Annotated in this window: 13 protein-coding genes and 2 tRNA genes; 5 read left to right on the top strand and 10 right to left on the bottom strand. The window is 37.5% G+C overall.

What is annotated here, in order from left to right; genetic code table 11:
* Positions 1-66: 66 nt before the first annotated feature.
* Positions 67-918, top strand: a complete 852-nt coding sequence (locus C5L23_RS01695; RefSeq protein ID WP_010008823.1) for a MurR/RpiR family transcriptional regulator — start codon at positions 67-69, stop codon at positions 916-918.
* 29 nt (positions 919-947) lie between these two features.
* On the opposite strand, the gene C5L23_RS01690 is transcribed toward C5L23_RS01695, so the two are convergent.
* The 4 genes from C5L23_RS01690 to C5L23_RS01675 are packed head-to-tail and all read right to left on the bottom strand — an operon-like array spanning position 948 to position 3,851.
* Complete coding sequence (locus C5L23_RS01690; protein WP_010008824.1) at positions 948-1,541, bottom strand: DUF1054 family protein; 594 nt, start codon at positions 1,539-1,541, stop codon at positions 948-950.
* A complete protein-coding gene (locus C5L23_RS01685) occupies positions 1,534-2,385 on the bottom strand; it encodes a YihY/virulence factor BrkB family protein (RefSeq protein WP_010008825.1) in 852 nt (283 codons plus the stop codon). Before C5L23_RS01685 ends, C5L23_RS01690 begins: the two co-directional genes overlap by 8 nt.
* Positions 2,386-2,439: 54 nt before the next feature.
* Positions 2,440-3,144: a VIT1/CCC1 transporter family protein gene (locus tag C5L23_RS01680; RefSeq protein ID WP_133264224.1), complete on the bottom strand. Its 705-nt coding sequence runs from the start codon at positions 3,142-3,144 to the stop codon at positions 2,440-2,442.
* 29 nt (positions 3,145-3,173) lie between these two features.
* Positions 3,174-3,851, bottom strand: coding sequence for a VIT1/CCC1 transporter family protein (locus tag C5L23_RS01675; protein ID WP_010008827.1), 678 nt, complete (start codon positions 3,849-3,851; stop codon positions 3,174-3,176).
* 161 nt (positions 3,852-4,012) lie between these two features.
* Here C5L23_RS01675 and C5L23_RS01670 point away from each other — a divergent pair, with 161 nt between their 5' ends.
* Positions 4,013-4,429, top strand: coding sequence for a Fur family transcriptional regulator (locus C5L23_RS01670; protein WP_010008828.1), 417 nt, complete (start codon positions 4,013-4,015; stop codon positions 4,427-4,429).
* 88 nt (positions 4,430-4,517) lie between these two features.
* Here C5L23_RS01670 and C5L23_RS01665 read toward each other — a convergent pair whose 3' ends face one another.
* From C5L23_RS01665 to helD, 3 genes are all read right to left on the bottom strand, one after another.
* Positions 4,518-4,721, bottom strand: coding sequence for a cold-shock protein (locus C5L23_RS01665; RefSeq protein ID WP_010008829.1), 204 nt, complete (start codon positions 4,719-4,721; stop codon positions 4,518-4,520).
* Between the two features lie 178 nt (positions 4,722-4,899).
* Complete coding sequence (locus tag C5L23_RS01660) at positions 4,900-5,595, bottom strand: type I pantothenate kinase (protein ID WP_133264195.1); 696 nt, start codon at positions 5,593-5,595, stop codon at positions 4,900-4,902.
* Positions 5,596-5,599: 4 nt separating this feature from the next.
* The gene (helD, locus tag C5L23_RS01655) at positions 5,600-7,972 is read right to left on the bottom strand and encodes an RNA polymerase recycling motor HelD (RefSeq protein ID WP_010008832.1); all 2,373 of its coding nucleotides are present in this window, start codon (positions 7,970-7,972) and stop codon (positions 5,600-5,602) included.
* Between the two features lie 150 nt (positions 7,973-8,122).
* Here helD and C5L23_RS01650 point away from each other — a divergent pair, with 150 nt between their 5' ends.
* Positions 8,123-8,791 carry a histidine phosphatase family protein gene (locus C5L23_RS01650; RefSeq protein ID WP_133264194.1) on the top strand — a complete coding sequence of 223 codons (669 nt, stop codon included), beginning with the start codon at positions 8,123-8,125 and terminating at the stop codon, positions 8,789-8,791.
* A 129-nt stretch (positions 8,792-8,920) separates the two neighbouring features.
* On the top strand, positions 8,921-10,201 hold the full coding sequence (gene hflX / locus C5L23_RS01645) for a GTPase HflX (protein WP_133264193.1): 1,281 nt from the start codon (positions 8,921-8,923) through the stop codon (positions 10,199-10,201).
* A 65-nt stretch (positions 10,202-10,266) separates the two neighbouring features.
* On the opposite strand, the gene C5L23_RS01640 is transcribed toward hflX, so the two are convergent.
* The 3 genes from C5L23_RS01640 to ezrA all read right to left on the bottom strand — a co-directional run bounded on the left by C5L23_RS01640 (position 10,267) and on the right by ezrA (position 12,257).
* Positions 10,267-10,338 (bottom strand) — tRNA-Gln (locus C5L23_RS01640).
* A gap of 27 nt (positions 10,339-10,365) precedes the next feature.
* A tRNA-Tyr gene (locus C5L23_RS01635) sits at positions 10,366-10,448 on the bottom strand.
* A 96-nt stretch (positions 10,449-10,544) separates the two neighbouring features.
* Positions 10,545-12,257 (bottom strand): septation ring formation regulator EzrA, encoded by a 1,713-nt coding sequence (gene ezrA / locus C5L23_RS01630; RefSeq protein ID WP_010008836.1) that lies wholly within the window; start codon positions 12,255-12,257, stop codon positions 10,545-10,547.
* A gap of 299 nt (positions 12,258-12,556) precedes the next feature.
* Here ezrA and rpsD point away from each other — a divergent pair, with 299 nt between their 5' ends.
* Positions 12,557-13,168 (top strand): 30S ribosomal protein S4, encoded by a 612-nt coding sequence (gene rpsD, locus C5L23_RS01625; protein ID WP_010008837.1) that lies wholly within the window; start codon positions 12,557-12,559, stop codon positions 13,166-13,168.
* Positions 13,169-13,211: the final 43 nt, after the last annotated feature.

The raw sequence follows: 13,211 nt of genomic DNA, 5'->3' as shown, positions 1-13,211 counted from the left end.
CTTATCTTGTATAGTAAAGTACGTTGTTACCCTTTAATAAAATTTATATGAAATCAGTATTAGAATATGCCAAAAAATATCGTTACAAAATTACGTGCTCAAAAAAAGCAATATAATCCAACTGAACAAAAATTAATCCAATATATCATTGATGATCCACAGCGCGCTAAAGAAGCGACCATTAGAGAGATGGCACTTGGCAGTGGCATTAGCACGGCCAGTATTTCGCGTTTTGTTAAGAAAATCGGCTTTGAATCTTTCCGTGAATTTTCATTAGCTTTAGCTAGTTCAAGCGTTCGAAATATAACCAATGACTTTTTTGGTGAAATTAGTGACGATGATAATACAATTGCCATTGCACATAAAGTTTTTCATGGCGCTACAAACGCTCTGGCAACAACAGAAGCAAATTTAGATGGTCAAAAATTAGATCATGCAACACAAGCCCTTATCAACTCTAATCGTGTCGGTTTCTTCGGAATTGGTGGTTCCTCTATTTTAGCTTTTAACGCCTATCACAAATTTTTACGCACACCACTTAATGTTTTTGCCCATCCAGATTATGATATTCAACTCATGGAAGCTGTCCGTATGAAAAAAGGTGATGTTGGTGTTGTTATTTCTCATTCTGGTCGTAATAAAGACACCTTACTCATCGCCCAAAAATTAAAAGAAAATGGTGTCCTCATGATTGCTATTACAGCCTTTGAGGATGCGCCATTAGCAAAAATCGCCGACATTAATTTCTTATCTTTAGCAGAAGAGGTTAACTTTCGTAGTGAATCCATGAGTTCCTTAATCGCTCAAGTTACTATTATCGACACCCTTTTCACATTAGTTGGTTCTAAACTTGCTAACCAAACACAAGATGTTGTAGATACACTCCGCGACGCGATTGAAGAAACACGTGAAAAATAAAAAGGTACGTCATTCTTTGACGTACCTTTTTATTTTAATTGTTGATAAAGTGGTAACAAGTGCTCCAAAACTTTTAATAAATAATCATCCAGAGCTGATGTCCCAAAACGTGTGTCATCTCGTGAAATTGTAACACCAATTAGTACTTCACTATGTTTGATGTTCGCAAAGCGATCAACAACAGCATTATAATTTGTTAATGGTTGTGTCGCATTGACCATGTGATCAGGACTCAATACAAAATATTCTGGTAATTTTAAAACATCATCCGTGATTTTTCTCAGTTTTGGTACAATATCGTCTAATGCTTTTGGCTTCATATTTTCTTCAACAGCCAAAAACAAGTAGAGATTATCTTCCCAAAGGCCAAGTTCAAAATGCGGCATCATTTTATAGCCACGCTTATTCGGTGCAAAAGCGACCCATGTATTATCGGGCGCATTTGTCACGCGACGTAAATGTTTGGCCACATGCGCATACCACACTTGACCATCTTGTGCCAAAACGGGTAACGCTTTCGTCGCAAATGTATCAAATTTTGGATCAATAATATCGCGTATTTTTGTCATGCGCCCCGCCAAGGTCGTATCCTTAAAAATATCAAAATCAGTGACTTCAAACATCCTTTTCCCTCCAGTGGAATTCTGATAACCAGTGAATAATAACATATCCAGCAACTAAAATACTGGCAATTAAATTCAACCAAATGAGAACAACAATGATTGAACTAATCGACTGGTAAAAGTCGTAGCGTCCTAAGGCGAATTTTGCATAAAAAGTAAACCCCTTATTGAGCAGTGTCAATAAGCCAACCTCTATAAAACTACCAACAAGAACATAACGCAACTTTGTCCGAGCTTCTTTAGTTGGTAACAGAAAATTAAGAAGTACCAACATCAGCCATGAACCTAATGATACAATCCATTGAGATTGTGCCAAGATAGTATCAGCAAATGACCACGCCGGAAAATTTTGTAGTACAACAACTGACACATTGCCAACAATCAGGAAAACACCAAATAATAAAATAATAACGAGTAACCAAATAAAAGAAAATGCTCGTGTTAATAAACTACTAATCTTTTCTTCGACACCGGCAATCGCATTGAATGCTTTTCTAAAGATCGCAATCACTCTTGAAATGGACCAAATCGCCAATATAATGGTAATTGAAAACAAAGAGACACTACGATTATTTAAAATCGAAGTCAAAATAGGTAAAAGGATTTTACTAATATTAGGTGGCAAAATATTTCTCAAATTATCAATCAAGACAGTATTATCGATATTTGTAAAAGACAACATCATAGCAACACCAATTAAAATTGGGAAAGCAGTCAGCAATACATAATAGGCAAACGTCGGCCCAACATAACTAATTTGTGAGCGTTGCCAATATACTTTTAATTGATCAAATTTATATCGCTCATTCGCACGATACCAAAATTGTAATATCTTTTTTAACATGCTTTTATTATGCCCAATTCATGGCTAAAAGTGTAGCAAAATGACCTTAAATTGTTAAAAAAAGAGCCCCACGCCATAGTGAATGGCAATCGTTAACATGCCAATTGCCACATTACGAACAACAGCCTTACCGACCAAGCCATCTGAAAGTTTTGCACTCAAAAATCCGGTCAAAGCAACCGCAACTGCTGTTGCCGCAATAGTAGCTAAAAACTGATACTTAACCGGTGCCAACATCAAAGCTAACAGAGGAAATGCGCCGCCTAAAGCAGCACTGAATAATGAAGCCCACGCAGCATCCCAAGGATTCACGTAATGACCTAAAGTAATATCGTATTTAATACTTAACACGGTTGCTAAGGGCTTATCATGCAATAATTCATCCGCAATATGACTTGCCGTTGTTTTTGAAACACCACGTTCCATATAGAAATTCGTCACCACTTGATGTTGTGCTGGAAAATCTGTCTTCAACAAGGCCTCTTCAGCCTTTACCACAACCTTCTCACTATCGGTTTGTGAACTAACAGAAGCATATTCCCCAGACGCCATTGATAATGCGCAGCCTAATAAATCAGCTAAACCGGCAATAAAAATTGCAAACTGATTCGTCGTTGCGCCAGCAACTGAAAATAGTACACCAACAACTGTTAGTATGCCATCGTTAGATCCTAAAACACCGGCACGGATGGCATTCAAACGCTCATCCATTGTCTTTTCGGTTTTCTTAAAGGTACTCTTGATACCCGCTTTTAACATTTCCATCATTTATATTCCTCTTATATGTTTTAACGGAACAATGTACCAATGGCATAAGTAACGGCCATTGTAAATATACCAGCAATAACATTTCTAAATGCAGCATGCTTAGCATTTGCACCATTCAATTTAGCAGCACTATATCCCGTAATGGTTAATGCAATAATCACCGCAATAAAAGTACCAATTTCGCGAAGGTTCTGTGGTAAAAACGCCATAGCCACCATTGGTAAGATCGAACCTAGGGGGAAGCTTACCATTGAAGCAACTGCTGCACTAATTGGATTTAACTCTTGATTAAGTGTAAAACCATGACGTTCACGTACAGTGGTCAATAAGGCATCCTTCGCCATCATTTCTTGGGTTGCCTGTTGGGCTAATTCCGGAGAAATACCGCTCGCTGCATATTTATTTTTAACAAATTCAAATTCAGCATCATAATCTTGCTTTAAGGCTTTTTCCTGTTCATGACGTACTTTTTCTTGTGCATCATGCTGAGAACTAACAGAGACGTACTCCCCCATCGCCATTGAAATCGTTCCCGCTAACATACCAGCCATACCGGCCAACATAATTGTATAAGTATGAGATGTTGCCCCAGCAACACCTAAAACAATACCTGATACAGATAAAATACCATCGTTAGCCCCCATTACCCCTGCACGAATAATATTATTTCTCTGCATTAAACTTTGTTTATCGCTCATTTGCTCTCTCCAATTTAGAATTGTTCCAAATACAGTTATATCAAAAATGCCGTTCCATATCAAGTAGTTTGGAACATTTCTAAATAAATGCTATACTAAACATATATAAGTTAACTTCTCAAATCGTTTTAAGCCTTTGATAAGCAACGGAGTAATCATTAATGACAGAACAAAATTTACGGGGAATTTTAGCAGAACATGGCTTAAAAGCAACAAGCCAGCGTTTAAAAATTTTAGACTATCTTGCAACAAATCATACACATCCGACTGCTGAGATGATTCATAAAGATTTACCAATGATTAGCTTGGCAACTGTGTATAATACTTTAGAACATCTTGTAAAATCTGGATTAGTTATTACCATTGATCAATTAGATGATGGCAAGCATCATTATGATTATTATGGTGAACCGCATTATCACATAATTAATCCCGAAACGAATGAAATTATTGACGCTAATAATTTTGATATGCGGCCACTTTTCGAAGCAGCCCGTGAGATTACTGGTTGGAATATTTCTGGTTATCATATTGAAGTGTATGGTCATCCCCAAGACAATAAAAAAGATGAGGCATAAGCCTCATCTTTTTTATTTGTTCATTTTAGACAAAATAAAAAGCACTCAACTGAATGAGTGCTTTTATTCATTAATGGAAGCCTAAAGCTTAGCCCTTAACGATGTTTGTAGCTTGCAAGCCACGGTCTGAGCTTTCAACTTCGAAAGAAACGCTTTGACCTTCTTCAAGAGTCTTGAAACCGTCACCTTGGATTGCTGAGAAGTGTGCGAATACATCTTCACCGTTTTCGCGTGTGATGAATCCGTAACCCTTTTCGCCGTTAAACCACTTTACTGTACCTTGTTCTGACATGACTAATTCTCCTTTGGTGTGCTCACCAATGTTATTTTATTTGTAATTAAATTAATTGGTAAATCGAGCGCGTTCAAAGAAAAACGAATCAAAAATATCAAAAACTTATATTACGGTTACTAGTGTACCATACCTGTTGATATAAGCAAGTTAAAAGTACAAAAATTCTTTCTAAATATCAATCATCATACTCAATATGCTGAATATGATGTTGCGCATCAATTTTAATAATCACATTTGCTTTTGCTTTTGTTGGCGCGATATATTGTTGCAAATTTTTTAAATTTGTTCTGCGCCATACAGACATAATATGTTCTTGCCTTTGAGAAAGTGGCATTTGTGTATAAGGATAATACCAACTTTTGGCATCAAAGCGTGCTTTGTCCATAACGGCTAGCGTACGATTCAGATACCACGACTCGATGTCAGCAAGTTTAGCATCGACATAAATTGCTAAGTCTAATATGTGATCAGGTAATTGTAAAGCCGTTACACCTTCAATAATTAAAATATCTGGTTTTTGAATTACCTTTTGAACATCTGGTCGAATATCTGCTAATTCATGAGAGTAATCTGGAATAGTGACTTGTGGCGCATCATCACGAAAATCTTGAATCATCTGTGCTAATTTATTCAAATGATAAGTCTTGGGGAATCCTTTTTCATCAAATAATTGATGTTGCTTTAATTCTAAATTAGTCAATAAAAAATCATCCGTACTGACCACTTCCACATCAAAATGGCGTTCTTGTAAACTCTCTGATAATCGAGCAGATAATGTACTTTTCCCTACCGCAACAGATCCTGTTAAGCCAATTACAAAAAAATCTGTTGTCCGCGTTTCAATATAATCTAACAGTTTTTGCCAGTACATGACGTTATCCTCTATATAGGGTGTTTGGTATTGCACTGATTAATGGTGACAGTGTGCCAGAAGCTAAAATGGTCAAACGATGCATAGCACGACTGGCTACCGTGTATAGCAATTGGCGTTCACTATCGTGACCATACTGCGAACGGTTAGCTTCCCAGATAACAACCGCATCGAATTCTAATCCCTTGGCAAGATAAGAAGGTACAATAATCGTACCCTCGGCTAATCGTTGATTTTCAGATTGAATCAAAGTCACTGGTACTTCTGCGTCCTTTAAGGCAGCATAGAGTGCCTTTGCATCAGCTAACGTTTTGGTGATAATTGCTGTAGTGTCCTGCTGTTCATCGTTCTCACGTAATTGCTCTTGTAATTTGACTAACATTTCTGCTTCAGATGTCAAAACGTGAACACTTGGCAATTCACCTTCTCGGTTAAACGCATCAATTTGTTTACCATCAACTAAAATTGCCTTGGTAAAATCAGTAATCTGCTGCGTTGAACGATACGTTTGTGTCAGTTGCACCATCTCAACTTTTTCTGAATCAAAAAGATTTGCGAAATTATTTTGTAGATTCTTAGCATTATCCTTAGTAAAAATCGCCTGATTCAAATCACCAAGTACCGTGAACTTAGCCTTTGGAAAGCTGAACTTTAGAAAAGCTAATTGAAGCGGCGTATAGTCTTGAATTTCGTCAATAAATAAGAAACGAATATCTCTTTCGCCATGCTTACCCGTCAAGAGATCATATAGATACAGATAAAGCGTTGTATCGGCTAACGAAATCTTCCTTTGCTTCAAGTCTTTTGTCACTACTGCCACATGTTCATGCCACTGCTCTTTTGTTAAATCAAATTCTGATAAGTCTAAATATTCGGGTAACTGTTGCAAAAAGTCAATGAATTGCGCATTAATGTTCAAAAAAGCGCTACGTCTAATTTGACGCACGAGTGGTCGTAATGCTCGCACAACAATTTGCTTTGCCAAAAAGCGACGTTCCGCTTTTTCACTAGTAAACTCACGTTCCTTGGCATTAGGCCCTAATTGCGCACGACGTGTATTAGCCGCAGCATCCTCTCCTTCATCATCACCAAGTCGCACCTGTCCTGTTCCAACTAATTCATCGTATTCTTGTTTACTCAAGTTTTCGATAGCTAAGTCAACCCAGTCTTTTTTCATTTCACTACTAATACGTCCAGTTAATTGACGCATTAAATGATCACGTGTTGCTTCTAATCGCGGACCAAGCCCATAATTTTCATTGTATTGATAATAAGTATCGGCAATTTGTTGCTTACTAATGACAACATCCCCTTGGAATACTAAATTACGGAATTTTGTATCTTTATGAATCAAATGTTGACTATATTTCAACAATGCTTGATGCATCAGCAAACTACCCTTTAATGCTGTAAACTGTTGATAAGTTTGATTATTATCTTTTTCAAAACGTTCTTGTAGAGTTTCAACAGTGATCTTAGGCAAACGGCGTGACGTGTATTGATAAAATGTCATCTGTACCATATTTTGTTCGCCCAATTCTGGCAAGACTTGATCAATGTAATCATTAAAGAGCTGGTTGGGACTAAATAAAACAACTTGTCCGCTCGTTAGCTTGCCCCGATACCGATAAAGTAGATACGCTACGCGTTGTAGCACAGCCGCTGTTTTACCTGAACCAGCAGCCCCTTGAACAAATAATAAATCAGATTTCGTATTACGAATAATCTTATTTTGTTCTTTTTGGATAGTTGTGACAATTGATTTCATTTTAGTCGATGATTCGCCACTTAAGGCGTTCATCAGCATAGCATCACCGATGGCTTCTTCCGTATCAAAAAGCGTCACAATGACACCATCTTCAATTTGGAATTGTCTTTTTAGCGTTACATTTGCTTCTTGTGTGCCATCAGGCGTTAAATATTCAACAGCGCCGATACCACCATCGTAGTAAATTGATGCCACCGGTGCCCGCCAATCATACACATAAAAATGATCATGACCATCGCTAAAAGAGCCTAAGCCAATGTAGATTGTTTCAGGTTCACCGCTATCACTGGCTTTTTCACTAAAATCAATTCGTGCAAAATATGGTTTTTCTAGTTGTTTATCTAATGTCACCAGCCTTCTTTGTGCCAGTGTTTTAGAATTTTCTCGTTCAGATAGCATTTGCTGTTGCTGACGAATGGACATCGCTGTCTCAACAATACCTGAGTAAGTTTCAGTTTTTAGCCGAACATCTCCCCAGCTTTTAGCAACTTCATCAATATTTTGATTCGTTCGTTTAATCTCATTAATTGTTTCATCTTTGGCTTTTTGCATTGCAGCCAAAGTGGCATTCAAGTAACGTGTCTCTTCTTGTTTCACTGTCTTATCCAAGTTCATATCTCCTGGGTGCTTCATCTTCTATATAATACGCAACTTATATGCTTAAATTATGATGTATTAATTATACGCATATTAATAAAGACTTGCAAAAGATTAATTGTTATCTGATAAAATAGAATTAATATATCAAGGAGAGTTCTCATGTCAAATATCAATATTTATATGGTCCGTCACGGTGAAACTTATTTTAATTTCTTGCACCGCTTTCAAGGTTGGTCAGATGCCCCGCTAACAAAAAAAGGTATTGGCCATGGCTTAAATGCAGGTGAACGATTGGCAAATGTCCATTTCGATGCTGCCTACTCATCTGACTTGACACGGGCTATCCATACTGCACAATATGTCTTATCTAACAATCAAAGCGATTCACCGCTGACACCGAGCTTACTGCCCGATTTCCGTGAGCAATTCTTTGGCTCATTTGAAGGTGTGATTACAACATCAGTCATGCAAAATCTAGGCGCTATTAAGCATGAAGATTTTGCCAATTTTTCTGAACTGGTCACACAATACGGTATGCCTGATGCCATGAACACTGTTAAAGCAGCCGATCCTTTCAATTTTGCAGAGGATAATACTGAATTTTGGCAACGTATTGATCATGGTTTTGATACTTTACGTCAGCAGCACCAAGCTGGTCAAAACATTTTGTTAGTTTCTCATGGTACGGCTATTCGCGCCATTACTGAAAAATATACACAAAATAATTATGCACAGGAAAGTGTTAAAAATGGTGCTGTGACACGTTTAACTCTGTCACCAAATCAAGTGGATGTCGTTAGCTACAACGATGATCAAACGATATTCTAAAAGTTACAATATGTGAACTGTCGTCACGATAACTGAAGGCAAATTTTATGATAAATAAATGTCTGCAAGATTGGATGACGTCTTTTAAACGATTTTTCTCCAACCTTGCATCATTGATTGGAGTTTTTTATGGAAAATAAACGTCGTCGCGTTTTTTTGGTTGGCCTAGCTAATCAAAAAGATAATATTGAATATGAATTAGAGGAACTGGCTAACCTAGCCGAAGCCAATCATTTAGAACCGGTTGAATCCTTCACACAAATGTTAGAGCGTCCTAACCCAGCAACTTATTTTGGTAAAGGTAAAGTTGCCGAACTGGCTGATCATGCCAAAACTTATGATGTTGACATGATTATTGCTAATGACGAGTTAACACCTTCTCAAATTCGCAATCTTGAACAAGAAACTGGTACAACAGTTGTCGACCGGACGGGCTTAATTTTAGATATTTTTGCGCAACGTGCTCAAACTAAAAATGCAAAGTTACAAGTTCAACTTGCCCGTCTACAATATCAGCTACCACGTCTAAGAACCAGTATGTCCATTACCTTAGATCAACAAACAGGTGCTGGTGGCGGTGGCTTCACCTCGCGTGGTGCTGGGGAAACCAAACTTGAGCAATCTAGAAGACGTATCACCAAGCAGATGGTTCATATTCGTCAAGAATTAGCTGATATCGAAAAAAGTGAAGGTACGCGTTCCGCACAACGTCAACATAATCAGTTGCCCAATGTTGCGCTGGTTGGTTATACAAACGCCGGAAAATCTACCATTATGAACCAACTACTGCACCGTTTTGGTGTTGGTGCAACATCAGGTACGACAAAACAAGTTTTTGAAAAAGATATGTTGTTTGCCACGCTAAATACAACAGTACGGCAATTGACATTACCAGATAAACATCAATTCTTACTCAGTGATACTGTCGGGTTCGTTTCTAAGTTACCGCATAATTTGATTGAAGCCTTTAAATCAACATTATCTGAAGCGGCAAACGCAGACTTATTACTCAACATTGTTGATATTTCTGATGAAAATTATCAGGACATGATTCACACGACACAAGAAACGTTAGCGCAAATTGGTGTTTCTGGGCGACCAATGATTACTGTTTTCAACAAAGCTGATAAAGCGGGCCTACCTTTTCCAGAAATAACTGGGGATAACACGATTACAATCTCTGCTTTAGACACAACATCGCAAGATGTATTAATTGATCTTATTAAAAAGCATATCTTCAAAAATGATGTTGTTGTTAAATTGCATATTCCTTTTACCCAAGGCAATATCCAAGCAAAATTAGCAGCCAATCATACCTTTATTAGTGAAAACTTTGATGAATCAGGTACGATTATAGAAGTGACTTTATCTCCAGACGAAGCTCATTTGTATGCGCCATTTATTATTTAAGTAACCTATATTATTAAAAAACTGAAACAATAAAAAAGCACACCACAATGTGGTGTGCTCTTTTATTGCCCCTGCTGGATTCGAACCAGCGCATAGCGGTACCAAAAACCACTGCCTTACCACTTGGCCAAGGGGCAATAATGATATTTTACAATATCATTATATGGGAGCGGTAGGATTCGAACCTACGAACCCGAAGGAACGGATTTACAGTCCGTCGCGTTTAGCCAGACTTCGCTACACTCCCATGTCGTCTCAAACAACTCTTATACTATACCAAATTATAGCGTTTAAGACAACAGTTTTTATATTTTTTATAAAAAAAAGGCCCTAAGGCCTCTGTTTAACTGCTTGCTTTTTTACGCTTCATGTATGCATCAATAATTTTTTCATAAACGCCTGGTTCAACACTATTCAATGCATCACCTAAAATATCCATAGCTTTTTGATAATTATAGTCTCGTTCATAAAACATTCTTGCTTGCTCACTAGCTGCTGCCACCCGCTCGCTTTGTGTCCGATAACGATTGGCATATTGTAACAGTTGTTCAGACAAACTTGCTTGATCTACCAAGGTATCTGTTTTTTCTTTAAGTGTATCAATATCTGATGACACAATATTTAATTGGCGTTGTACGTCATCCATATCAATTAAGTTTGCGCCTAACGCTTTAGCTAACCGCTCTAATTCGTTGCTAACAGCAAAGAAATATTCTAAATAAGGGGCTGGTAATCCGGGTAAATTCAGGCGTTCAACACGATGCTTAATTTCCTCAATATCTTGCTGATAATTACCACCAAATTGACTAGCTGAACGACGTGCTTTTTCTAAACCACTAATCTTATCCCAAATGTCACGTTGTTGCTTCTCAATTTCTTCAAATTGTTCTAAAATATTTTCCTGCTGCGCTCTAACTTCACTGTAGGATATTTCTTTTTCTTCTAACAAATCATCCGTATGATTGACTTGATTTTCTAACTCGTTAATCTTTTCTAGGAAAGTACGACGCATCTCAAATTCTTTATGATTGAATTGGAAGACTTGCCCCAAAACATCTAATTGGGTGCTTAATACCTTGTTTTGCTCACGCAAGCGTAAAAGATAAGAAGATAATTTATCAGCATTCACCAAAACCTGACGATGTGCCGCAATTTCATTATCCATAACGTCATAAAGCGCTTCAATACGTCGCTCAATATAGCCGTTTTGTTCACTAACTTCTTTTAACTTCAAATCAGCCAACAATGATAATACTTGTTGACGTTGCGCATCAATAGCACCAAGTTCTGCATCAACACTATCATTTGGGAACACATAACCCTGCTCTAATAGTTCAGCATGTCCACGAGAAAGCTCATTCAATTGATCAACATATTTTACATTAAGCTTATCAAACAGTGTTGGTGTATCACGCATCATTTTTTCCATCTGCGTTGTTTCCATGCCAAGCTGTTCGTAAATATCACTCGCAGCAGCATGATCACCATCATCTGTTAAACGTGTAAATTCATCATAATCTTTTTCTAGTTGATCTAGGAATTTATTTAATGCTGGATTAGCTGGTCCAAACTTAAAGTTTTCTGCTAATAATCTTTTCCGTAAGTCATCATACTTCTTCTTTAAATCATTCACTGCCTCACGATGCGCTTCATCGAGACGCTTCAATTCATTAAGACCCGCACGCACTTCTTTAATAGAAGCTTCTGTATCAGTAACCATTGTTTGCAAGCGCGCTAATTCTTGACGTGTCTTCAAAAAATTGATACCACGTGTTTCAAATAAAACTAAATTGGCCTGCTGGTCAATTTTCAAAAACTTATTATTCTGCACGTCATTATATTGATTTTCTAATGATTGATACTGCTTTAAAGATTCACCAGTTAGTGAGAGCTTTCTGCCCGCCATTAACTCGTCTCGAACTTTTAAAGATTTGAGTTGTTCTTTTTTCTCTTTTAATTCATTAACCTTTTGCACCGTAACGCGTTGCAAAACAAATATCGTAATGTATGCAATCGCTACAATTGCGAGAACAATGAATAGTATTACAAGTTCCATAAGTTTAATTTCCGACCTTTTAAGTATTCACTAATTATTTTAACACGCCAACGGTAGCATTCATTTAATATTTACTAAACTTAAAGCGCTTAGTCTTTTCTTAATAACTTGCCAATCATTTATAAGTTTGATATGATTAATAAGTTGTTATTGAGTAGCAGTAAATAAAGAAGCGCGTCAACAACGCTCCAACTCGTTAGTAAGGCCAAGCTACAGGTTCTGAGAAACGTCAAGTTTAGCGTTGCACGCATCTGGTATTTACCCTTCAAAACGACAAAAATATTTTGGAGGACATATATATGTCACGTTATACAGGTCCAAAGTGGCGCCTTTCTCGTCGCTTAGGTGTTTCATTGTCTGGTACTGGTAAAGAATTATCACGTCGTGCTTACGCACCTGGTGATCACGGTGCCGGCCGTCGTTCAAAGCTTTCTGAATATGGTGTTCAATTACGTGAAAAGCAAAAGTTGCGTTTCACTTATGGTTTGACAGAACGTCAATTCCACGCCTTGTTTAACAAAGCTGGTAGTATCCGTAAGGGTACTCACGGTACTAACTTCATGATCTTGTTGGAACAACGTTTGGATTCATTAGTTTTCCGTTTAGGTTTTGCAACTTCACGCGCACAAGCACGTCAGTTGGTTAACCACGGTCACATTCTAGTTGATGGCAAGCGCGTTGATATTCCTTCATATCATGTTGTTCCTGGTCAAGAGATTTCAGTTCGTGATAAGTCAAAGAACATTGTACCTATCCAATCTGCAATCGAAGCTGTTGTATCACGTCCACAATTCGTATCATTTGATGCCGATAAGTTGACTGGTTCATTAGTTCGTTTGCCAGAACGTGAAGAATTAGATGCTGACATTAACGAAGCATTGATTGTTGAATACTACAACCGTTTGGGTTAATTCTTCATTAATCAAAAACTCGCCTTGTGCGAGTTTTTTTATA

This window comes from Leuconostoc fallax (assembly GCF_004354645.1).
GTDB lineage: Bacteria > Bacillota > Bacilli > Lactobacillales > Lactobacillaceae > Leuconostoc_B > Leuconostoc_B fallax.
The sequence above is the reverse complement of the archived record's forward strand: the minus strand, read 5'-3'. Positions and strand labels throughout refer to the sequence as shown.